Genomic DNA, 20,968 nt, shown 5'->3' with positions numbered 1-20,968 from the left:
GGATGTCTTTGCGTTTCCTCTTTGTCCTGCTGTGCTGTCTGGCGGGTGCTGCTTACGCAGAACCTGCCAGACCCACACCTCAAAAAGCCTACCTGACGCTGATCATCGACGACCTGGGGCAGAACCTGCCCCGGGATCGCCGGGTGCTGGCCCTGCCCGGCCCGGTCACCACAGCGATCATGCCCGACACCCCGCACGCCACCGAATTCGCCCGCGAAGCCCATCGCGCCGGCAAGGTCGTGATCCTGCACATGCCGATGGACCCGGCCACCGGCCCGTTCGCCTGGCATCCCGAACTGCCCATCGAAGAACTCGAAAAACGGCTGAATGCCGCGTTCAAAATGGTCCCCTACACCGCCGGTATCAACAACCACATGGGCAGTCGCATGACCGCACAGCCGGTGGCCATGGCGTGGTTGATGGGCGAGTTGCAGCGCCGCCACAAGTTCTTCGTAGACAGCCGCACCAGCGCGCAGACTGTGGCAGCGCAGCAGGCACAGAAGATCGATCTGGCGAGTGTTTCGCGGGATGTGTTTCTCGATGACGAGCGCACAGAAGCGGCGATCCTGACTCAACTGCAGACAGCGATCAGTCTGGCGCACAAGCAGGGTTCGGCTGTGATGATCGGGCACCCTTATCCACAGACGCTGGCAGTGCTGGAGCGGGAACTGCCGAAGCTGAAAGCCCAAGGCATCGAGTGGATCGACATCAAGCAGATGATCAGTGTGCGCAGCAATCGCGCCACGGCCGCGCATGGCAAAGACGGGATTTATCGGTAACAAACCGACACACGCCCATAAATAGTTACCGCCTGACGCCTGCCCTCTTTCCGGATAGTCAGACCTGCCACAGGTCGCAACTCTTTCGAGTTGCCATTCAATTATCAGGATTGACTATGACTACCAACGACAATGCTTCATTGCGAGACAGGCCAATGGAGCCGATCAGGCTCGACAACCTGCTGATCAACTTCACCAGCGAATTCAACCGTATCTGGAACAGCAACGGCACACGGGCCAGGCCCGCCACCTTCTGGCGCCCTGCGCCGGCCCCCGATCTTCTGCCGGGATACTTTCCGCTGGGAGACATCCTCATCCCCAACACCACCTCCATCAACGGCGAAATTGTCGCCGCAGTGGTCTGCGAGGCAACGTTACAAGACGACGGTAACACCAGGGGCAAAGCACTCAGCCGCCCCACCGACTTCGAACTTGTCTGGAAAGAATCCGGATCGGGAGCCGCAACGCGCACTTCGATCTGGCGCCCGATCGCGCCGCAAGGCTATGTCGCGCTGGGTATGACCTGCTCCAGCGATCACGGCAAACCCTCACTCAACGCCATCCGTTGCGTCAGGGCCGATCTGGTCGTTGCTGCCGACCTCGGCGATCTGCTCTGGGATGACAAAGGCAGTGGTGCAAAGCTGAACTTCAGCGCCTGGAGCATTGATCCCCCGACCGCCGCGGCGGGCGAAATCTGCTTTGCGCCCGGCACCTTCATCGGCGCCCCGAGCCACAACAAACCGGCAACCGGCCCTTTCGCGTATGCATTACGGATACCGATTCCGGTTCAAGTCAGCGTACCTGCAGAAGCTCCGGTACTGACTGCACACATGAATCCCGAAAGTGCAGTGGCGAGGGTCACGCAGACTGCCCGCCTGCCGTGGTTTGCAGTCAGGGATTACGCTCAACCCAATGATGGATTTCACCATTCGCGTTACTACGATCTGAAAAGAACCGACCAATATGTGCTGGTCGGGTACGGCCGAAATGCCACGGAGCAGGCTCAGTCGATCAAATGGAAAGCGCCAAGGGCGCAAAATGCCGCGGCCATGCGGCTATTCAATCGCCATACCGCCGTGGAATTCACCAAAGCCTGGCCGGCTGCGATGCCCAGTGATATCCGGGCAACAAAGTTCTCGGCGTGGCTGCCGCGGGATTTCACTCACACCGAAACGTCCTCCAGCGAGTGGAGCGAATCAGGCTCTCGGGTCGTCATCGCCATGGCGGCGAAACTCAAATCGGTCGCGGTGTATCAGATGGAAAGTCACTACGAGCTGGTCCGGGAGGATGGCACTGAAGTCACCGTCCCGCTTGGTTACACCGATGACACCCGCCTGGTCATGAGTGAATACCCGCCAGAAGCCGTCGAGACAGCAACCCCAATGCCTGTCATGGCGGCAAACCCATCGACAGAAACCATCACGAGCGGCGCCGGCGTTGTTGCGCAGTCGTCGCCGGGCTCGTCGACTGCTACAGATAGCGCCCCATGATTTCGTCGACCACGCCTTCCTTGCGCATTTGATCGAGCGCGGCTTGAAGCTTGGTAACGGCTTCGTCCGGTACGTCCTTGTTCAGTGCCAGATACAACTCGGCGCTGTTGAAGCGCAGTACGGTTTTCAGCCCGGTTACGCCATCCTGCCGCGCCAGATAGCGTCCGGCCGGGTCGCCAGTGGCCCACAGGTCGATCTGGCCGCTGACCAGTTTTCTGGCGTTGTCCTGATCGCGCAGCACCACTGCCGGCTTCAGACCCTGCTTGGTCAACGTCTCGGCAATCGCATCGCCCTTGTAGGCGCCAATCTTGTATTTGCGCGCGTCGTTGAGGGTTTCGAGGGTGATCTTGCTGTCGGCCTTGGCCAGCATGACCCAGTCGTCCGGGCCGATCGGGCCGACCCATTTGAAGAGTTTTTCGCGGTCCGGCAGACGCGCCATGACGAACGCACCGTAACCGGGATTCTCCAGTGCCAGCTTGTAGACCCGCTCCCAGGGGAAACGCAGGGTCAGGCTGTAAGTGATGCCGGCACGCTTGAACATCTCGCGCACGATGTCCGTGGCGATGCCGTTGATGTTTTCGTCCTGGGCGAAATTCTTGCCGTTCTTCGCCATGTTGTACGGCGGGAAGTTTTCGGTGAGGAGCACCAGATCGGTGTCGGGGCTTTCTTCGGCGTGGCCGTTGTTGATCAACAACACAGAGGCACTGGCGAGGGCGAGAAGCAGGCGTTTGATCATGTCGGGCTACCGAAATCCATGGCGTGCCCAAGAGTGCCTTGGGTACGCCATACTGTCCACTGGCCTGTATGGATGTTTAACGCATTACGATGCCGCGATGGGCCATGTAAGCCTTGGCTTCCTGAACGGTGTATTCGCCGAAGTGGAAAATACTCGCCGCCAGCACCGCGCTGGCGTGACCTTCAAGGATGCCGTCAGCCAGATGCTGCAGGTTGCCGACGCCACCGGAAGCGATCACCGGAATGCCCAGCGCATCGCTGATGGCGCGGGTCACACCGAGGTCGAAGCCGTTTTTCATGCCGTCCTGATCCATGCTGGTCAGGAGGATTTCACCGGCACCCAGGCCTTCCATTTTTTTCGCCCACTCGACCGCGTCGAGGCCGGTCGGCTTGCGGCCGCCGTGGGTGAAGATCTCCCAGCGCGGGGTTTCGCCCGGGCCCGAAACCTTCTTCGCGTCGATGGCGACGACGATGCATTGCGAGCCGAAATGCTGCGCCGCTTCGCCGACGAATTCCGGGTTGAACACGGCAGCGGTGTTGATCGACACCTTGTCCGCACCGGCGTTGAGCAGGTTGCGGATATCCTGCACGGTCCGCACACCGCCGCCGACGGTCAGCGGAATGAACACCTGGCTGGCCATGCGCTCGACGGTGTGCAGCGTGGTGTCACGGCCATCGACGCTGGCGGTGATGTCGAGAAAGGTAATCTCATCGGCACCCTGCTCGTCGTAGCGACGGGCGATTTCCACCGGATCGCCGGCGTCACGGATGTTTTCGAACTTCACACCTTTGACGACCCGGCCGTTGTCCACGTCCAGGCAAGGGATGATGCGTTTGGCCAGTGCCATGGTCAGTCCTCAGCCTTGGTACGAGTCGCAGAAAGCTTGCGCTTCAGCGACGTCGAGAGTGCCTTCGTAAATCGCCCGGCCGGTGATGGCACCGATGATGCCCGGTGCCTTGGCGTCGAGCAGCGACTTGATGTCACCCAGGTTGTGAATGCCGCCGGATGCGATCACCGGGATCTTCGTGGCAGCAGCCAGCGCAGCGGTGAACGGCACGTTGCAGCCCTGCATCATGCCGTCTTTGGCGATGTCGGTATAAACGATCGAGGACACGCCGTCGGCTTCGAACTGTTTGGCCAGGTCAATGACCTGCACACTGCTGATTTCAGCCCAGCCATCGGTGGCGACAAAACCGTCTTTGGCGTCGAGGCCGACGATGATCTTGCCCGGGAACGCGCGGCAGGCTTCAGCGACGAACGCCGGATCCTTCACCGCTTTGGTACCGATGATCACGTAGCTGACGCCCGCCTTGACGTAGTGCTCGATGGTTTCCAGCGAACGGATGCCGCCGCCGATCTGGATCGGCAGGGTCGGGTAGCGCTTGGCGATCGCGGTCACCACGTCGCCGTTGACCGGCTGGCCTTCGAAAGCGCCGTTCAGATCGACCAGATGCAGACGACGGCAACCGCCCTCCACCCACTTGGCAGCCATGCTCACCGGGTCATCGGAGAACACCGTGGAATCTTCCATGCGGCCCTGGCGCAGACGTACGCAGGCACCGTCTTTGAGATCGATAGCGGGAATAATCAGCATCTGGCAAACCTTCAAATTTGAATGTTCAGCTTGGCTCGGAAATCAGTTTTTCTCGAGCGCCCACAGGTCGCTTTCGATGCTTTCAAACCGCTCCTTGAGGTGGGTCTGCACATCGAAAATCGCCCTGTTGTAATAGTGCGGAGCAATTTCGCGGGTAAACAGCTCAAGAATTTCCGCCGCCTCGAACGAACCCAGGTCCAGTTCGAAACGATCCTCCATGAACCGCTGAATCTTGCGGTTGGCCTCGTTCTCCTGCTCGGGAGTGAGGGTCAGAATCGGCGGCTTGGATTTCTTGACGGCCATTTACCAGCGACCGTCCCACGCTGCGAAGTTCTGCAGCAATTGCAGGCCATGGGTATGGCTCTTCTCCGGGTGGAACTGCACGGCGAAACGCGAACCTTCGGCCAGTGCCGCAGCGAAATCAACGCCGTAATGACCGCTGCCGACCACCTGCCGCGGGTTGCCGGCGGCGATGTAGTAGCTGTGCACGAAGTAGAAACGCGCCAGGTCCGGAATGTTGTGCCACAGCGGGTGATCCACCGCCTGCTTCACTTCGTTCCAGCCCATGTGCGGGACTTTCAGGTGCTCGCCGTCTTCATGCAGGTCTTTGCCGAAGAACTTCACCGCGCCCGGGAACAGGCCGATGCAGTCGACGCCGTCGTTTTCTTCGCTGGAGTCGAGCAAGGCTTGCATGCCGACGCAGATGCCGAGGAACGGACGGTCCTGGCTGACCTCACGTACCAGCGAATCGAAACCGAGGCGACGGATCTCCGCCATGCAATCGCGAATCGCACCGACACCGGGGAATACCACACGGTCAGCTTCGCGGATCACTGCCGCATCGCTGGTGATCAGCACCTTGCCGGCACCGACATGCTCGAGAGCCTTGGCCACCGAGTGCAGGTTGCCCATGCCGTAATCGATAACTGCAACCGTCTGCATTACAGGACGCCTTTGGTCGAAGGCATCTGGCCGGCCATGCGCTCGTCCAGCTCGACGGCCATGCGCAACGCGCGGCCGAAAGCCTTGAACACGGTTTCGATCTGGTGGTGAGTGTTGGTGCCGCGCAGGTTGTCGATGTGCAGGCTGACCAGCGCGTGGTTGACGAAGCCCTGGAAGAATTCCTGGAACAGGTCGACGTCGAAGCCGCCAACGGTGGCGCGGGTGTACGGCACGTGCATCTGCAGACCCGGACGGCCGGAGAAGTCGATCACCACGCGCGACAGCGCTTCATCGAGCGGCACGTAGGCGTGGCCGTAGCGACGGATGCCTTTCTTGTCGCCAATGGCTTGCGCGAAGGCCTGGCCGAGGGTGATACCGACGTCTTCCACCGTGTGGTGGTCGTCGATATGCAGATCGCCCTTGCATTGGATATCCAGGTCGATCAGCCCGTGACGGGCGATCTGATCCAGCATGTGCTCAAGAAAAGGAACACCGATATCGAATCGGGCCTTTCCGGTGCCATCAAGGTTGATCGAGGCTTTGATCTGGGTTTCCAGAGTGTCGCGCTCGACAGACGCCTTACGTTCGGCCATCACCAGCTCCGCAAAATCATTGGGCGAAAAAGGCAGCCATTATAGGGGCGCGGGGCCGAAACAGAAACACGATAGGTGGAATGACTGACGGATAGAACCCCGTGCTGTCGGGGATAGACATGTCCATACAAGCCATTTCGGACAGCCCAAAACAACTGTAGGAGCGAGCCTGCTCGCGATGAGGTCGTACATTCAACATCACTGTCGACTGTCAGACCGCTATCGCGAGCAGGCTCGCTCCCACAGGATTTGGCGCTGACCTGAAGATTTTCAGGCCAGCGCTTGGCTACTTAGTGGAACAGAACCGCCGTCTTCTGCAGGGTCACCCACACACCCCACGCCAACGGAATCCCCACCACCAGCCACGCAGCGATCGCCAACGGCTTGCTGCCCGGCGCGGCTTTCCACTCCAGCACGGTGCTGCCGTCAGCACCCTTGTCGTGGCCCAGCGCCTGTTCGGCCGCCAGTTCAGCGTCGGTCATGAAGTACTTGTCGGCCACCGGGCGCACCAGCAGGTTGCACAGGAAACCCAGCACCAGCAGGCCGGCGAGGATGTACAGGGTGATGTCGTAAGCGGCGGCGCGTTCAACGCCGATGCTCAGCTGATACTCACGCAGGTAGTTCACCAGCACCGGACCCAGCACGCCAGCGGCAGCCCAGGCCGTCAGCAGACGACCGTGGATCGCGCCGACCATTTGCGTACCGAACAGGTCGGCCAGATACGCCGGAACGGTGGCGAAACCACCGCCGTACATCGACAGGATGATGCAGAACGCCGCCACGAACAGCGCAACGTTGCCCAGGTGACCGAGGTTCGGGATCAGCGCGTACAGCGCAAAACCCAGTGCGAAGAACACGAAGTAAGTGTTCTTGCGGCCCAGGTAGTCCGAGAACGAGGCCCAGAAGAAACGGCCGCCGATGTTGAACAGGCTCAGCAGACCGGTGAAACCGGCCGCAATTGCAGCGATGGAAGCCAGTTGACCGGCGTCCAACTGACCGAACGGCAGATCGTTACCCAGCAGCTTGCCGCCGAACACTTCCTGCAACAGTGGCGAAGCCATGCCGAGGATGCCGATACCGGCGGACACGTTCAGGCACAGCACCAGCCACACCAGCCGGAATTGCGGAGTTTTCCACGCCACGTTCACGTGAACGTGACGGTGGGTGATCATCGCGTTCGACGCTTTCTTCGCCGGCGCGGTCCAGCCTTCAGGCTTCCAGCCGGTTGGCGGTACGCGGTACGCCAGCGCGCCACCGATCATGAACACGAAGTAGATCGCGGCCATGGCCACGAAGCTCTGCCACACGCCGACACCGGTTGGCGAAGCGAAATGACTCATCAGAGCGGTCGCCAGTGGCGCACCGACCATCGCGCCACCGCCGAAGCCCATGATCGCCATGCCGGTCGCCATGCCGCGCTTGTCCGGGAACCACTTGATCAGGGTCGACACTGGCGAGATGTAGCCCAGGCCCAGACCGATACCGCCGATCACGCCGGAGCCGATCCACATCAGCCAGATCTGGTGGGTATAGATACCCAGCGCAGAAATCAGCAGACCGCCGCACCAGCAAAGTGCCGATACAACACCGGCCTTGCGAGGACCTGCATGTTCGAGCCAGCCGCCCCAGATCGCTGCCGAGCAGCCGAGGAAGATGAAGAACAGGGTGTAGATCCAGCCGAGCATGGAGATCGGCCAGTCGCATTGCGACGAGAAGACTTGTGCGATGAAGCTCATGTCCGGTGCGCAAGCCACCGGAGCGGTGACGCCCAGCGCCTTGGACAGCGGCAACCAGAACACCGAGAAGCCATAGGCCATGCCGATGCACAGGTGAATGGCCAGAGCGGCCGGCGGGACCAGCCAACGGTTGAAACCGGGCTTGGCGATGATGCGTTCCTTGGACAGGAACCCGGGCTGATCGGCTTTGAAGCCGTCCGCCGTAATGGTCGTGCTCATTGTGTATCCCCCAATTATTAGTATGGTTCGCCAGCCACTGCCCACCCCGGCCTTTATGCACGCAGGCATGACCGTTTTTTGCGGGTGAAGCTCCTTGAAAGCGCGACGTTAAGTCGCAGATGGGCGGACGAACGGGCGAAGGTTACCATTTGCACGTGACAGAAAAACCAAACTGATATCACCTTTTTCATGTCATCTGATCTCAGGACGCCCGGGAACCCCGATGCCGATCGTTGTCGAAGCGCTGTATATCGCGGTTCAGCAGCCTTGACGGGGCACCGCGACAGCGAGGGTTGATGCAGCGCTATACTCCCCGGCTAAATTACGAATTCGACTACTTACAAGGACTCGCCCATGAAAGCGTTCGGCAAAATCCTGGGTCTGGTACTTCTCGGGCTGTTGCTGATCATTGTGGCGGCAGGCTTCGCCCTGACCCACCTGTTTGATCCCAACGACTACAAGGACGAGATCCGCCAGATTGCCCGCGACAAGGCCCACATCGAGCTGACGCTCAATGGCGACATTGGCTGGAGCCTGTTCCCGTGGCTGGGCCTGGAACTGCACGAGGCCAGCGTCGCGACCCTGGCCAAGCCTGCCGAACCGTTCGCCGACCTGCAGATGCTCGGCCTGTCCGTGCGCGTGCTGCCGCTGCTGCGCCGCGAGGTGCAAATGAGCGACGTGCGCGTCGAAGGCCTGGACCTGCGCCTGAACCGTGACAAGAATGGTCACGGCAACTGGGAAGACATCGGCAAGGTGCCGGCTCCCGCCGGAAGCACACCGCCAGCGACCGCCGGGGAAGCCTCTCCAGCAACACCGGCCCCGGTGGAAAAACCGGCCCAGCCGATTCGCCTCGACATCGACAGCCTGACCGTCAACAACGCCCGCGTGGAGTACAACGACGAGCTGACCGGCAAGCAATTCAGCGCCGAAAGCATCCAGTTGAGCACCGGCGCGGTTCACGATTCGACCAACATTCCGGTCAAGGCCACCGCGTTTCTCGGCACCAACCAGCCAGTGCTGCGGGTGCGCACCGAGCTCAACGGCGAGCTGCGCTTCGAGCGCGCCCTGCAACGCTACAAGTTCGAAGACCTGAAGCTGTCCGGCGAAGTCGCCGGCGATCCGCTACAGGGCAAGACCGTGACCTTCGCCGCGCAAGGGCAATTGCTGCTGGACAAGGCCGCCAACGTCGCCGAATGGACCGGCATCAAGCTTTCGGTCAATCAGCTGCGTGCCTTGGGCGAGTTGAAGGCCAATGACCTGGACAAGACGCCACAGATCAGCGGCGGAATTTCCATTGCCCAGTTCGATCTGGCGAAATTCGTCGACAGCATCGGCCAGACCCTGCCAGCCATGGCCGAAGGCAGCCTGAGCAAGGTTGAACTGGTCAGCCGTGTCGCCGCGACGCCGACCAGCCTGGCGCTGGACAACATCAACCTGAAACTCGACGACAGCAGCTTCAGCGGCCGTATCGCCGTCGAGGATTTCGCCAAACAATCGCTGCGGGCGGACCTCAAGGCCGACACCTTCAACGTTGACCGCTACCTGCCGCCGAAATCGGAAAAAGCCAACAACGCTACCCAGGTCCGTCAGGCTGAAGTCGCCAGCACCGAAGCCGATGCGATGGCCGGGGCCGGCAGCACCCCGCTGCCGGAAAAACCGAGCAAAAGCGCCTGGAGCACCGAGCGCCTGTTCCCGGTTGAGCGCCTGAGCAAGCTCGACGTCAACGCTGACCTGACCTTCGGCCAGCTGACCCTCGACAAGTTACCGATCCAGAACGCCGCACTGAAAGCCACCGGCCAGGGCGGCCTGCTGACCCTGGAGAACCTGCGCGGCGAGCTGTACAACGGCGACTTCGAAGCCAAGGGCACGCTGGATGTGCGCCAGACCGCGCCGGTGCTGAACCTGCAAACCCGGATCAACCGGGTGCCGGTAGAGAAAATCCTCGAAAGCCAGGGCAAGAACCCGCCGGTCAAAGGTCTGGTCAATCTCACCAGCACGGTCACCGGCAGCGGCAACAGCCAGCAGGCGCTGATCGAAACCCTCAACGGCAACGCCAGTTTCGTGATCAACAACGGCGTGCTGCTCAACGCCAACCTTGAGCAGCAACTGTGCAAAGGCATCGCCACCCTCAACCGTAAATCCCTGAGCGGCGAACCGCGCGGCAAGGACACACCGTTCCAGGAGCTCAAGGGCAACCTCACGTTCCGCAACGGGGTGGCCAGCAACCCGGACCTGAAAGTGCGCATCCCCGGCATGAGCGTCAACGGTGACGGCGATATCGACCTCAAGGTGCTGGGCATGGACTATCGCGTCGGCATCGTCGTCGAAGGCGATACCAGTGCCATGCCGGACCCGGCCTGTCAGGTCGGCGACAAATTCGTCGGCATCGAATGGCCGCTGCGTTGCCGTGGCCCGCTGGAGCTGGGCGCCAAGGCCTGCCGCGTGGACAACGAACGCATGGGCCAGGTCGCGACCAAACTGGCCGGCGACAAGATCAGCGAAAAAATCGACGAAAAACTGGGCGACAAAGTCAGCCCGGAACTGAAAAACGCATTGAAGGGGCTGTTCAAGCGATGAGAGCGGAGCAGTTTTCCACGGCGGTGCTGGAATGGTTCGACCGCCACGGCCGCCATGATTTGCCCTGGCAACAGAACATCAACCCGTACCGGGTGTGGGTGTCCGAGATCATGTTGCAGCAGACCCAGGTCAGCACCGTGCTCAATTACTTCGACCGCTTCATGGCCGCCGTGCCGACGGTCGAAGCCCTCGCCGAGGCGCCGGAAGACGAAGTGCTGCACCTGTGGACCGGGCTCGGTTACTACACCCGCGCGCGCAATCTGCAGAAGACCGCGAAGATCGTCGTCAGCCAGTACGGCGGCGAGTTTCCCCGGGATGTCGAGAAACTCACCGAGCTGCCGGGCATCGGCCTGTCCACCGCCGGTGCGATCGCCAGCATCAGCATGGGCCTGCGCGCGCCGATCCTCGACGGCAACGTCAAACGGGTGCTGGCGCGCTTTACCGCGCAGGAGGGCTACCCCGGCGAGCCGAAGGTCGCCAAGCAATTGTGGGCCAACGCCGAGCGCTTCACGCCGCAGGATCGGGTCAACGCCTACACCCAGGCGATGATGGACCTGGGCGCCACGCTCTGCACCCGCAGCAAACCGAGCTGCCTGCTGTGTCCGCTGAAAAACGGCTGCGAAGCGCACATGCTCGGCCTGGAGACGCGCTACCCGATTCCCAAGCCGCGCAAGGCCATTCCGCAGAAACGCACGCTGATGCCGCTGTTGGCCAACGAGGACGGCGCGATTCTGCTTTATCGGCGCCCGTCCAGCGGATTGTGGGGTGGTTTGTGGAGTCTGCCGGAACTCGACGACCTCGACGATCTGCAACACCTCGCCGCGCAGCACTCACTGGAACTGGGCGAGCAGCAGGCACTGCCGAGCCTTGTCCACACCTTCAGCCACTTCCAGCTGTTCATAGAACCCTGGCTGGTTCAGGTGCAAGAGGCCGGCGGTCACGTGGCCGAGGCCGACTGGCTCTGGTATAACCTCGCCACCCCGCCGCGCCTGGGCCTCGCCGCCCCGGTCAAGACCTTGCTCGAACGCGCGGCCACCGTCTTGAATGCAGGAGAGTCGACATGACCCGCACCGTAATGTGCCGCAAGTACAAAGAACAACTCGAAGGTCTGGAGCGCCCACCGTACCCGGGCGCCAAGGGCCAGGATATTTTCGAACACGTCTCGGCCAAGGCCTGGGCCGACTGGCAGAAACACCAGACCCTGCTGATCAACGAAAAACGCCTGAACATGATGAACGCCGAAGACCGCAAATTTCTTCAGGGCGAAATGGACAAGTACTTCTCCGGCGAGGAATACGCTCAGGCCGAAGGCTACGTTCCGCCTGCAGAGTAAACCCCGAGAAATCGGGGGTCGGATCGTAAGCGACGGAATTAATTTAAGAAATTTTAAAAAAGTGTTTGACGTAAATCCGAAAAACCCTTTTAATGCGCCCCGTTGCCCAGATAGCTCAGTCGGTAGAGCAGGGGATTGAAAATCCCCGTGTCGGCGGTTCGATTCCGTCTCTGGGCACCAAATACCGAAAACCCTGAATCGCAAGATTCAGGGTTTTTTTATGCCTGCGATTTGATGAACTGCAGTTCTATAGCGCTGTGCACACTGCCAATCCCCTGCTGATTCCCTCTCAACACATCACGATATCTCTCGCGCCCTGAAGGGATGCAGCCTGAATCCCACAGGCATGGGTGATCGATAAGTCTCAAAATCCTTCAAATAGACCGGAACGCTCCGTAAGCCTCAGCGGAAATGGCCGACATACATTCATCCCAGGATTGAGCAGAATCGCGCCCTGAGTTGCTAGCCAAAAACAGATACACGACAGGGACGTATTCGATGATCGACGCCATCAAGCCCAACACCGCGATCGCTGAGCCTTGCATCGGACGAGAAACAAGAATTTTCAACTTTGAAAGGCAGCAATCGAACCTGCTTCAGAAATTTACGATGGAATTGGCCAATATTGGCGGACCACAGGCGCCAGGAGCCTGCCTCATCGCCTCTTCGGCAGCTACTAAGTTGAGATCTTCATTTTCCGAGCATCAATGCGCACTTCTTGATGCGTACTCTGACTGTCTGCATTCCGTACTGATCTTCGAAGGCCTACAAAAGATTGCTGACTTAGGCCCGCCTGATGAACTGCCCGATCTCGCGTCCATGGAAAGTCGCCAAGACGTGCTCTGCCTTGCTGCACGCAACCAGATACTGTTGAAACTGGTTGACAACACTGCGTTCGCCTATGACATGGATAACGATGGAAAACTGGTTCGACTGGTAGCCAACTTCAAGGGTGGCGGGCTTACAACAATTGAGGGTGAGCCCGAATACAAAGAACTGAGCTCACACTCCGGCCTTGCACTTGGGCCGCACACCGAGGCGCCATACTGGTGCGCCATTAATGCAAAAAATGGCCATTCGCCTTCGCCGTCCTCACTCATACTTTCCGCCCTATGGAACCCTTCCCGTGAACCCACACGCATCATTCCACTTCCTCCCGTCTTAGAAAGGATCGGCATAACCAATTGCCTTGCGCTGACCACAAACAACTTTCAGTTCACCCGTAGCGACTCGTTTGTCAGGGGCAAAGGAGAGGACGGGAGTAACGTCTCGATCCTTGAGTTTGACGACCGAGCAGGTTTCGCAGCGCGATTCAATTCTTATCGTTTCTCGACAAGTAGTAACGTCTCGCCAACCGTAAAAAAGGCGTACTCCGCTCTATGCCAAGCGGTGAGTGAGTCGACTACGACAGATTATGCGCTCACTCAAGAGTCGGCCATGGTCATCAACAACGCCCGAGCGTTGCACTGTCGAGACATCATCAAAGACAACAGACGAGTGCTGGTGCGCATTTTCGGACTTTCCAAATTTGCCTCTCCAATTGTCATTTCAGAGGATCCATTACTGCTACAGGGATGATCTCCATACAAACAGACCGCTGAGCATCTCGCGATCCAACAATAAATAAATCATGAAAAGGGGAAGCAATGTCCTGGGACATAATCGGCACGTTGGCGCTTGTTGCTTTTTGCGCTGGATTCTTTGATGCGATTGCCGGCGGCGGCGGTTTGATTACGTTGCCTGCCCTGTTTCTGGCCGGTGTCGACCCGATCAGCGCAATTGCCACAAACAAGTTCCAGGCCGCCTCAGCCACTATTTCGGCAACCGTCACCTTTGCTCGCAAAGGAATGATTGAGTGGCGCGAAGGACGCTTTCTGGTTATCTGCGCGTTTCTGGGTGGAGCCAGCGGTGCTCTGCTGATCAGCTCCATCGACAAGCATTATCTGGAAGTGTGCGTGCCCATCATGCTTATTCTGGTGGCGATTTACTTTGCACTCTCGCCGAAATTGGCCAATGAGGATCGACGCAAGAGAATCGGCATTCTGCTGTTCTCCTTCACTGTTGCGCCGATCCTGGGCTTCTACGACGGCATCTTTGGTCCCGGCGTAGGCTCGTTCTTTATCGTCGGTTTCGTTCTGCTCTGCGGACTTGGAATGATGCGGGCAATGAGCTTCACCAAACTGGCCAACGCCTCCTGCAATCTAGGTTCGTTGTCAGTCTTCATCACCAAAGGCGTGATCATCTGGCCGATCGCGATTGCCATGGCTCTGGCGGCCTTCCTTGGCGCACAACTGGGTGCAAAAGCCGCCGTCCGGGTCGGCCCGCGCTTGATCAAGCCCATGTTGATCGTGGTCTGCTGCGCACTGGCGATCAAACTTCTGAGCGATGAGACCAATCCACTGCGAGTCGCAGTCATTCACACCTTGGCAGCCTTGTGAGTACCCGCGCCTTGTTCCACGACTACATCCATCGCTATCCAGCGTCAATCCAGTGGAACACCAGATTGCGCGCAACACTGCCGCCAATTTCCGCCGCATCCCGACGCGTTTCACCCTTGCGGGTGGCGACGACCGTGTACTTGCCTGGCGGTAGCTGAACGTACACCAATGGCCCGGTTTGATTGAGCGTCAGCACGGTTTGACCGGGGGCTTTCTGGATCGCCACGTCGACATCGGCGGTGTATTCGTTTTGCGTACCGACAGCGAAGGTCATGTGCAGGTTGTAGCCCGCGGATTGCTGAATGGCTTTCGACTCATCTTCACCAATCCCGCCGGCCAGATAACGAACACCGTTTTGCTCTTGCTGCTGAACCTGCACAGCGGAATTGTTGATCGGCTCCAGACTCGCAGCCTGCGCCATGAGCGGAAACAGCAATATCGCCGCAGCGGCGACGGGCAGCACGAATGAAAGAACGCGTTTCATGAGGACGACTCCCGGGTTCTCGCGGAACCCAATCGTTACCTCTGTTTAGATTTTGTCTTGCGGGGTGGGTTTTAGAACGATTGGGAGTTGCGGTTGATACGAAAAGGACTACACGCCGTACTCCTCGTTCGCAGACTTCGTCAGCCTGATCTCGCAAAACCCGCCCACTGTTCCTTCAGTGGCATCAGATGCGGCCGGCATCCCCATCCCAAGGCAATTGGCATGCTCTTGCTTCTGTTCCCCCTGAGCCGGAAGACTTGATGAGCCAACTAAAACCTGCTGACACGCAAGATCCAAAAATTGATTCGCTGCTGGGCAACCTGGGCGAATTGATACGAGAGGCGCGGCAGAAAGTGCTGCGAACGGTCGACACGATTCAGGTCCAGACCTGCTGGCAGATCGGGCGACACATTGTCGAGTTCGAGCAACAGGGTGCCCGGCGCGCGGGGTATGGAAAACAGCTTCTGGCTACGTTGGCAAAGGAACTGACTGCGGACTTTGGGAAAGGCTTCGACGTTACCAATCTTCGAAAAATGCGGCAGTTTTATCAGCTCTTTCCAATTCGAGACGCACTGCGTCTCGAATTGAGCTGGACCCATTACCGCAGGATATTGCAGGTCGAAAGCGAACCGGCCCGGCAGTGGTACATGAACGAAGCCGCTGCACAAAACTGGTCAAGCCGCGCCCTTGATCGCCAGATCAACACGCTCTACTACGAACGCCTGTTGCTGAGCCGAGACAAAACCGACGTCTATGCAGAGGCCGCGACCAACATTGCCGCGATGAAAAGCAATCCCCGGGAATTCATCCGCGACCCCGTCCTTCTGGAGTTTCTCGGCCTGCCATCACCGGGCAAACTTCAGGAATCCGAACTGGAACAGGCCTTGATCGACCAGCTCCAGGGATTTCTCCTTGAGCTGGGCAAAGGCTTCGCTTTTGTCGGTCGCCAGCAACGCATCAGCGCTGGCGACGATGACTTTTACATCGACCTCGTGTTCTATAACTACCTGCTCAAATGCTTCGTCATCCTCGATTTGAAGCGCGGCAAACTCAGCGCCCGCGACGTGGGCCAGATGGATATGTACATCCGCATGTACGACGACCTCAAACGCAGCGAGGGCGACGGGCCAACGGTGGGGATCATCCTCTGCGCACAGCAAAATGAATCGGTTGCGCGCTACACGATCCTCAAGGGCAATGAACAACTGTTCGCCAGCAGCTACAAACTGGTGCTGCCGAGCGAAGAGGAGTTACGCGCGGAGTTGAACCGTGAACACACGCGGCTGGAAGAGCGCTTGAGCGAACAGACGGCTGATTGACTGTCGACGGATTGTTCACCGAGCTGGCTGGGACTATCGTTGGCAGCTACTCCGCGAAGGTCGAGAGCCATGGGTTTTCAAGAGACGCACGCACTGGAAGATCCCCAAAACAGAACCGCGCTCGCCAGCGATGTTCAGGACGCACCCTTCCGCGAGCCCGCCGCCGACGGCTATCTGCTCGGCGGTTTCACCTGGCGTCACGCCTCACCGGATCCACAACGCCCGATTGTGATCATCAACGCCGCCACATCCGTGCGTTGCCGCCACTACTCGCGCTTCGCGGCGTATCTGTTCGCCAATGGGGTCGACGTGATCATTTACGACTACCGCGGCATTGGTGAGTCGCGGCCAAAGTCGATGAGGCATTTGCAGGCTTCGTGGACGGATTGGGGCGCGCTGGATTTCGAGGCGATGCTAAAACGCGCACAGCGGGAGTTTCCCGGTCAGCCGATCGATGTGGTCGGGCACAGCTTCGGCGGCTGCGCAGCAGGCCTGGGGGCGTCCGGACAGGTAATCCGACGACTGGTGACGGTTGGCGCGCAGTTCGCTTACTGGCGCGATTACGCGCCCGAGCATCGCTGGCGGATGTTCGGCAAATGGCATCTGCTGATGCCGCTGGTCACGCTGTTCTGTGGATATTTTCCGGGCAAGCGACTTGGCTGGCTGGAAGACACGCCCGCCGGCGTGGTGCGCGACTGGAGCACACCTGCCGCACGTTATGAGCGGCGTCCGAGCGGTAGAACGATCCGCAACCTGCCCTTCGCCAACGTCCAGGCCAAAGCCCTGGCAATCAGCATCAGCGACGATCCCTACGGCACGATTCCCGCCATCGAACGCCTGCTGGCTTACTTCCACAATGCACAAAAGACCCACCTGCGAATCGAGCCGCAGGACATCGGCGAACAGCAAGTCGGACATTTCGCCTTTTTTCGCAGCGCATACCAAGCCACACTATGGCCCATCGCTCTGACCTGGCTGCAGACCGGCGAACTGGCCTCCGACACACCGGGGTGCGAAATCCCACGCAGCCAAGCCCTTTAACGCACCACGGAACACACACCATGGCTTCCGCCAACAAACAGCAAAAACGCGCCGCCCGGGCCAAGACCAAGGCCAAGCAGAACCGCACTAAACGTGCCGAGGCGCCGGTCGAGCTGGACCCGAACGACGACCGCATCGATTTCGAATCGGTGGACCTGACCGAACTGTTCAAGAAAATGATCGACGCCGAGAAGATCAGCCAGCAGGCCCTGTGCACCGCGTTCCTCGAAGACCCGCTGCTGGAGCTGGTGTACGAGCAGGAAGGCGAAGAAGGCGCGATGGATTTCATCCTCGCCGCGCTGATCGAGTACCGCCAGTGGGCCACCGAGACTGACGAGGCTGGCGCTCTGGCGTGGATCGAATCGCCGGATTTCCAGAAAGACTATGTGGCCGCGTCCGATGCAATCGCCGCACAAACCCAACAGAAAAACTGAGTTCCCATGGCATCCCTGAACAAGCAACAGAAACGCGCCAAACGCGCCAAGGCCAAAGCCAAGCAGATCCGCATGGTCGGTCGCAAACCCCTGGCGCAGGACGATGACCTCGGCCACCTCGCCGAGCCGATCCCGGAATACACCCTGGCGATGTTCAGCAAGATGCGCGACGCCGAAGCCGTCAGCCGCAACGAAATGCTCCTGACGCTGCTGCGTGAACTGGCGTTCATCATCGTCGACCATCCTGAACTGCTGGACATGGAAAACGCCGAGAACGAAGGCATGGCCGCCACTCACCTGGCCGCCGACATGCTGATCGACTACCGCATGTGGGCCGATGGCATGGATCGCGAGACCGCCCAGGCGTGGCTGAGCGAACCGCAGTTCATCAGCGATTTCGGGATTGCGCTGGACACCTACGGTCAGTCGGTGGAAGCGCAGGAAGAGAAGAGCGAATAAACCGCTCGCAGTAACAAAAACGGCCGCTTGTCATCACTGACAGCGGCCGTTTTGCGTTACACGTTGCGGATCAGTTCAGCACCGCGGCGCCACGCTTTTCCAGATTGCGGCGGCGAGCCACCAGCAGACCGGCCGCGACCACCAGCAGGCTGAGCAGGCCGGTCGCGAGGATTTCCACGCGATGGGCATCCTGGAACAGCATGATGGTCAGGGCCGCCACGATGAACACGATCACCGCGTAGGTCAGGCCCGGGAACAGCCACATGCTGAAGACGATTTTCTCGCCGCGAGCCATGCGTTGTTTACGCATGCGCAGTTGCGAAATCGCGATCACCAGGTACACCAGCAGCGCGATCGCGCCGGAGCTGGCCAGCAGGAACTCGAACACCGCCGCCGGGGCTACGTAGTTGGCGAAGGTGCACAGGAACGCCGCGCCAGTGGACAGCATTACCGCCCAGTAAGGGGTACCGCTTTTGTTGGTGCGGGTCGCCATGGCCGGGGCATCGCCGCGCTTGCCGAGGGAGAACAGCATGCGCGAAGAGGTGTACAGCGCCGAGTTCAGGCAGCTGGTTACAGCGACCAGAACCACGATGTCGACGATCATCTTGGCGTTCGGGATGCCCATGCGCTCAAGTACAGTCTGGTAGGAACCGACGCTGGCCAGAACCGGATCGTTCCATGGCACCAGGGCCACGACGATGAAGATCGAAACGAGGTAGAACAGGCCGATTCGCCAGATCACCGAGTTGGTGGCCTTGGAGATCTGCTTGCCCGGGTTCTTCGATTCCGCGGCCGCAATGGTCACGATCTCGGTACCCATGAAGGAGAACATGGTGGTCAGGATCGCGCCCAGCACTGCGCCCATGCCGTTCGGCAGGAAGCCCTGGGTGTCGAAGATGTGCGACACGCCGCTGACTTGGCTGTTCGGCAGGAAGCCGAAAATGGCCGCGACGCCAAGAATGATGAAACCGATGATCGCCACGACTTTGAGCAGGGCGAACCAGAATTCAAACTCACCGTAGTTTTTCACGCTGAACAGGTTGGTCACCGTCAGCAGCATGGTGATGATCAGCGCGAACGCCCAGATATCCACACCCGGGAACCACGCATGCAGGATGGTTGCGGCGGCGTTGGCTTCCAGCGGAATCACCAAAACCCAGAACCACCAGTACAGCCAGCCGATGGTGAAACCGGCCCAGTGACCGATAGCGCGGTCGGCGTAAGTCGAGAACGAGCCAGTGTCAGGCGAGGCAACCGCCATTTCGCCGAGCATGCGCATCACCAACACAACCAGCGCGCCAGCAGCGGCGTAAGCCAGCAGAACAGCGGGACCGGCAGCGGCGATGGCGTGGCCGGAGCCGACGAACAGACCTGCACCGATCACCCCGGCGATCGACAGCATGGTCACATGACGCGGTTTGAGCCCCTGTTCGAGGCCATTGGAGCTTTGGGTACTGCTCATTGGAACTACCTTTGCGAGGAAAGCGATTGCGTCCGGCCCGTCTGGCGTTCCTTCTCGTAAAAAGAATCCAACGGGGCGTTCCGGATTCTGCACGCAATAAATGCGCCAAAATGTTTCAAACTCTTCTGCTCTGCGGTTTTCCGCGCGACCGGACAGTCATCGCAAGTCCTTGAGAATAATGGCCTTTCGCCAAAGCGTTACCCTGCGACTCACTTTTCAAACGAACGAGCGCACCAGAAACACACTGAAAAAGTGCGGGATGCACAATAAAAGGGCGAATGAGGAACGATCGGCCGGATAGCGCTTCCAACACCCCGCCAAAGGTGGCAACATCGCGCCTTTTTTTACGCGACACCCACGGGAATCAACGTTCAAACACCCGTTCGGTTGTTGATGGGGCGACAGTCTGCTGCGCCGATGCGACAACCTGCCACACGCCATCCGTTTACCGCTCGTAGCGCTGTTGGCTGCCATTGAAACGCTATGCTAGCTTGGCCGCCTCGCCAGGAAGGCCAACCAACAGCAGGAGCGCAACATATATGAGGAACGCACATGGCTGAGGCCACGCCCGCGCTTGAAATCCGCAACTTGCACAAACGCTACGGACAGCTTGAGGTGCTCAAAGGCATCTCGCTGACCGCCCGCGACGGCGATGTGATCTCGATCCTGGGTTCCTCCGGTTCCGGCAAGTCCACGTTCCTGCGTTGCATCAACCTGTTGGAAAACCCGCATCAGGGCCAGATCCTGGTGGCCGGGGAAGAACTCAAGCTCAAGGCCGCCAAGAATGGCGAACTGGTTGCCGCAGACGGCAAGCAGATCAACCGCCTGCGCTCCGAGATTGGTTTTGTGTTTCAAAACTTTAATCTGTGGCCGCACATGAGCGTGCTCGACAACATCATCGAAGCCCCGCGCCGCGTGCTCGGCCAGAGCAAGGCCGAAGCCATCGAAGTCGCCGAAGCGCTGCTGGCCAAGGTCGGCATCGCCGACAAGCGCCACGCCTATCCGGCGCAACTGTCCGGCGGCCAGCAACAGCGCGCGGCGATTGCCCGCACGCTGGCGATGCAGCCCAAGGTGATCCTGTTCGACGAGCCCACCTCCGCCCTTGACCCGGAAATGGTCCAGGAAGTACTTAATGTCATCCGCGCATTGGCCGAAGAAGGCCGCACCATGTTGCTCGTGACCCACGAAATGGGCTTTGCCCGTCAGGTCTCCAGCGAAGTGGTGTTCCTCCACCAGGGCCTGGTAGAAGAGCAAGGATCGCCACAGCAGGTGTTCGAAAACCCGCTTTCGGCGCGCTGCAAACAATTCATGTCCAGCAACCGCTAACGGAGC

At 59.6% G+C, this 20,968-nt stretch carries 21 protein-coding genes and 1 tRNA gene; 13 read left to right on the top strand and 9 right to left on the bottom strand.

The window, feature by feature from the left end:
- Window positions 1–2 precede the first annotated feature (2 nt).
- Window positions 3–779, top strand: coding sequence for a divergent polysaccharide deacetylase family protein (locus CAF76_RS18150; protein ID WP_085647987.1), 777 nt, complete (start codon window positions 3–5; stop codon window positions 777–779).
- 116 nt (window positions 780–895) lie between these two features.
- A complete protein-coding gene (locus tag CAF76_RS18145) occupies window positions 896–2,269 on the top strand; it encodes a Vps62-related protein (protein ID WP_085647986.1) in 1,374 nt (457 codons plus the stop codon).
- Here the strand turns inward: CAF76_RS18145 and CAF76_RS18140 are convergent.
- From CAF76_RS18140 to CAF76_RS18110, 7 genes are all read right to left on the bottom strand, one after another.
- Window positions 2,250–3,005: an ABC transporter substrate-binding protein gene (locus tag CAF76_RS18140; RefSeq protein ID WP_085647985.1), complete on the bottom strand. Its 756-nt coding sequence runs from the start codon at window positions 3,003–3,005 to the stop codon at window positions 2,250–2,252. The two genes, CAF76_RS18145 and CAF76_RS18140, sit on opposite strands and share 20 nt — an antisense overlap.
- A 76-nt stretch (window positions 3,006–3,081) precedes the next feature.
- Window positions 3,082–3,852 carry an imidazole glycerol phosphate synthase subunit HisF gene (hisF, locus tag CAF76_RS18135; protein WP_007897430.1) on the bottom strand — a complete coding sequence of 257 codons (771 nt, stop codon included), beginning with the start codon at window positions 3,850–3,852 and terminating at the stop codon, window positions 3,082–3,084.
- 9 nt (window positions 3,853–3,861) lie between these two features.
- Window positions 3,862–4,599 (bottom strand): 1-(5-phosphoribosyl)-5-[(5-phosphoribosylamino)methylideneamino]imidazole-4-carboxamide isomerase, encoded by a 738-nt coding sequence (gene hisA / locus CAF76_RS18130; RefSeq protein WP_085647984.1) that lies wholly within the window; start codon window positions 4,597–4,599, stop codon window positions 3,862–3,864.
- Window positions 4,600–4,641: 42 nt separating this feature from the next.
- Window positions 4,642–4,902: a DUF2164 domain-containing protein gene (locus CAF76_RS18125; protein ID WP_025110933.1), complete on the bottom strand. Its 261-nt coding sequence runs from the start codon at window positions 4,900–4,902 to the stop codon at window positions 4,642–4,644.
- On the bottom strand, window positions 4,903–5,541 hold the full coding sequence (hisH, locus tag CAF76_RS18120; protein WP_007952546.1) for an imidazole glycerol phosphate synthase subunit HisH: 639 nt from the start codon (window positions 5,539–5,541) through the stop codon (window positions 4,903–4,905).
- Window positions 5,541–6,134 (bottom strand): imidazoleglycerol-phosphate dehydratase HisB, encoded by a 594-nt coding sequence (gene hisB / locus CAF76_RS18115; protein WP_039764670.1) that lies wholly within the window; start codon window positions 6,132–6,134, stop codon window positions 5,541–5,543. Before hisB ends, hisH begins: the two co-directional genes overlap by 1 nt.
- Window positions 6,135–6,424: 290 nt before the next feature.
- The gene (locus CAF76_RS18110) at window positions 6,425–8,089 is read right to left on the bottom strand and encodes an OFA family MFS transporter (RefSeq protein WP_039764668.1); all 1,665 of its coding nucleotides are present in this window, start codon (window positions 8,087–8,089) and stop codon (window positions 6,425–6,427) included.
- A 354-nt stretch (window positions 8,090–8,443) separates the two neighbouring features.
- Between CAF76_RS18110 and CAF76_RS18105 the strand changes: the two genes are divergently transcribed.
- The 6 genes from CAF76_RS18105 (at window position 8,444) to CAF76_RS18080 (ending at window position 14,437) form a co-directional block, all read left to right on the top strand.
- Entirely contained in the window at window positions 8,444–10,666 is a 2,223-nt protein-coding gene (locus CAF76_RS18105) for an AsmA family protein (RefSeq protein ID WP_085647983.1), read from the top strand.
- Window positions 10,663–11,730, top strand: coding sequence for an A/G-specific adenine glycosylase (gene mutY / locus CAF76_RS18100; RefSeq protein ID WP_085647982.1), 1,068 nt, complete (start codon window positions 10,663–10,665; stop codon window positions 11,728–11,730). The genes CAF76_RS18105 and mutY overlap by 4 nt, the downstream gene beginning before the upstream one ends.
- Entirely contained in the window at window positions 11,727–11,999 is a 273-nt protein-coding gene (locus CAF76_RS18095; RefSeq protein WP_007952551.1) for an oxidative damage protection protein, read from the top strand. Before mutY ends, CAF76_RS18095 begins: the two co-directional genes overlap by 4 nt.
- A gap of 104 nt (window positions 12,000–12,103) precedes the next feature.
- Window positions 12,104–12,179: transfer RNA gene (locus CAF76_RS18090), tRNA-Phe, on the top strand.
- Window positions 12,180–12,497: 318 nt separating this feature from the next.
- Complete coding sequence (locus tag CAF76_RS18085) at window positions 12,498–13,577, top strand: hypothetical protein (RefSeq protein WP_085647981.1); 1,080 nt, start codon at window positions 12,498–12,500, stop codon at window positions 13,575–13,577.
- Between the two features lie 68 nt (window positions 13,578–13,645).
- Window positions 13,646–14,437, top strand: coding sequence for a TSUP family transporter (locus CAF76_RS18080; RefSeq protein WP_085647980.1), 792 nt, complete (start codon window positions 13,646–13,648; stop codon window positions 14,435–14,437).
- Between the two features lie 34 nt (window positions 14,438–14,471).
- Here CAF76_RS18080 and CAF76_RS18075 read toward each other — a convergent pair whose 3' ends face one another.
- Window positions 14,472–14,921 (bottom strand): hypothetical protein, encoded by a 450-nt coding sequence (locus CAF76_RS18075; RefSeq protein ID WP_085647979.1) that lies wholly within the window; start codon window positions 14,919–14,921, stop codon window positions 14,472–14,474.
- A 260-nt stretch (window positions 14,922–15,181) separates the two neighbouring features.
- Between CAF76_RS18075 and CAF76_RS18070 the strand changes: the two genes are divergently transcribed.
- The 4 genes from CAF76_RS18070 to CAF76_RS18055 all read left to right on the top strand — a co-directional run bounded on the left by CAF76_RS18070 (window position 15,182) and on the right by CAF76_RS18055 (window position 18,174).
- Entirely contained in the window at window positions 15,182–16,240 is a 1,059-nt protein-coding gene (locus CAF76_RS18070; RefSeq protein ID WP_085647978.1) for a YhcG family protein, read from the top strand.
- Between the two features lie 69 nt (window positions 16,241–16,309).
- Window positions 16,310–17,281: an alpha/beta fold hydrolase gene (locus CAF76_RS18065; protein WP_085647977.1), complete on the top strand. Its 972-nt coding sequence runs from the start codon at window positions 16,310–16,312 to the stop codon at window positions 17,279–17,281.
- Between the two features lie 20 nt (window positions 17,282–17,301).
- Window positions 17,302–17,715: a hypothetical protein gene (locus CAF76_RS18060; RefSeq protein WP_064592813.1), complete on the top strand. Its 414-nt coding sequence runs from the start codon at window positions 17,302–17,304 to the stop codon at window positions 17,713–17,715.
- A gap of 6 nt (window positions 17,716–17,721) precedes the next feature.
- The gene (locus tag CAF76_RS18055) at window positions 17,722–18,174 is read left to right on the top strand and encodes a hypothetical protein (RefSeq protein WP_039764661.1); all 453 of its coding nucleotides are present in this window, start codon (window positions 17,722–17,724) and stop codon (window positions 18,172–18,174) included.
- A gap of 70 nt (window positions 18,175–18,244) precedes the next feature.
- Here CAF76_RS18055 and gabP read toward each other — a convergent pair whose 3' ends face one another.
- The gene (gene gabP, locus CAF76_RS18050; protein ID WP_007952562.1) at window positions 18,245–19,636 is read right to left on the bottom strand and encodes a GABA permease; all 1,392 of its coding nucleotides are present in this window, start codon (window positions 19,634–19,636) and stop codon (window positions 18,245–18,247) included.
- A gap of 552 nt (window positions 19,637–20,188) precedes the next feature.
- On the opposite strand from gabP, the gene CAF76_RS18045 reads away from it, so the two are divergent.
- Window positions 20,189–20,962, top strand: a complete 774-nt coding sequence (locus tag CAF76_RS18045; RefSeq protein WP_007897462.1) for an ABC transporter ATP-binding protein — start codon at window positions 20,189–20,191, stop codon at window positions 20,960–20,962.
- Window positions 20,963–20,968: the final 6 nt, after the last annotated feature.

Origin of the sequence: Pseudomonas sp. B40(2017) (genome assembly GCF_002112855.1) — a bacterium.
Taxonomy (GTDB): domain Bacteria; phylum Pseudomonadota; class Gammaproteobacteria; order Pseudomonadales; family Pseudomonadaceae; genus Aquipseudomonas; species Aquipseudomonas pharyngis.
Note: the sequence above shows the minus strand (reverse complement) of the source record. Positions and strands in the feature narration are given on the sequence as shown.

Excerpts from the sequence above, each read along its gene's own strand:
- CAF76_RS18125 (WP_025110933.1), bottom strand. The coding sequence starts at position 4,902 with ATGGCCGTCAAGAAATCCAAGCCGCCGATTCTGACCCTCACTCCCGAG.
- mutY (WP_085647982.1), top strand. The coding sequence starts at position 10,663 with ATGAGAGCGGAGCAGTTTTCCACGGCGGTGCTGGAATGGTTCGACCGC.
- gabP (WP_007952562.1), bottom strand. The coding sequence starts at position 19,636 with ATGAGCAGTACCCAAAGCTCCAATGGCCTCGAACAGGGGCTCAAACCG.
- CAF76_RS18065 (WP_085647977.1), top strand. The coding sequence starts at position 16,310 with ATGGGTTTTCAAGAGACGCACGCACTGGAAGATCCCCAAAACAGAACC.
- hisA (WP_085647984.1), bottom strand. The coding sequence starts at position 4,599 with ATGCTGATTATTCCCGCTATCGATCTCAAAGACGGTGCCTGCGTACGT.
- CAF76_RS18110 (WP_039764668.1), bottom strand. The coding sequence starts at position 8,089 with ATGAGCACGACCATTACGGCGGACGGCTTCAAAGCCGATCAGCCCGGG.
- CAF76_RS18070 (WP_085647978.1), top strand. The coding sequence starts at position 15,182 with ATGAGCCAACTAAAACCTGCTGACACGCAAGATCCAAAAATTGATTCG.
- CAF76_RS18095 (WP_007952551.1), top strand. The coding sequence starts at position 11,727 with ATGACCCGCACCGTAATGTGCCGCAAGTACAAAGAACAACTCGAAGGT.
- CAF76_RS18150 (WP_085647987.1), top strand. The coding sequence starts at position 3 with ATGTCTTTGCGTTTCCTCTTTGTCCTGCTGTGCTGTCTGGCGGGTGCT.
- CAF76_RS18055 (WP_039764661.1), top strand. The coding sequence starts at position 17,722 with ATGGCATCCCTGAACAAGCAACAGAAACGCGCCAAACGCGCCAAGGCC.
- CAF76_RS18085 (WP_085647981.1), top strand. The coding sequence starts at position 12,498 with ATGATCGACGCCATCAAGCCCAACACCGCGATCGCTGAGCCTTGCATC.
- hisB (WP_039764670.1), bottom strand. The coding sequence starts at position 6,134 with ATGGCCGAACGTAAGGCGTCTGTCGAGCGCGACACTCTGGAAACCCAG.
- CAF76_RS18145 (WP_085647986.1), top strand. The coding sequence starts at position 896 with ATGACTACCAACGACAATGCTTCATTGCGAGACAGGCCAATGGAGCCG.
- hisF (WP_007897430.1), bottom strand. The coding sequence starts at position 3,852 with ATGGCACTGGCCAAACGCATCATCCCTTGCCTGGACGTGGACAACGGC.
- CAF76_RS18060 (WP_064592813.1), top strand. The coding sequence starts at position 17,302 with ATGGCTTCCGCCAACAAACAGCAAAAACGCGCCGCCCGGGCCAAGACC.
- CAF76_RS18045 (WP_007897462.1), top strand. The coding sequence starts at position 20,189 with ATGGCTGAGGCCACGCCCGCGCTTGAAATCCGCAACTTGCACAAACGC.
- CAF76_RS18140 (WP_085647985.1), bottom strand. The coding sequence starts at position 3,005 with ATGATCAAACGCCTGCTTCTCGCCCTCGCCAGTGCCTCTGTGTTGTTG.
- hisH (WP_007952546.1), bottom strand. The coding sequence starts at position 5,541 with ATGCAGACGGTTGCAGTTATCGATTACGGCATGGGCAACCTGCACTCG.
- CAF76_RS18075 (WP_085647979.1), bottom strand. The coding sequence starts at position 14,921 with ATGAAACGCGTTCTTTCATTCGTGCTGCCCGTCGCCGCTGCGGCGATA.
- CAF76_RS18080 (WP_085647980.1), top strand. The coding sequence starts at position 13,646 with ATGTCCTGGGACATAATCGGCACGTTGGCGCTTGTTGCTTTTTGCGCT.
- CAF76_RS18105 (WP_085647983.1), top strand. The coding sequence starts at position 8,444 with ATGAAAGCGTTCGGCAAAATCCTGGGTCTGGTACTTCTCGGGCTGTTG.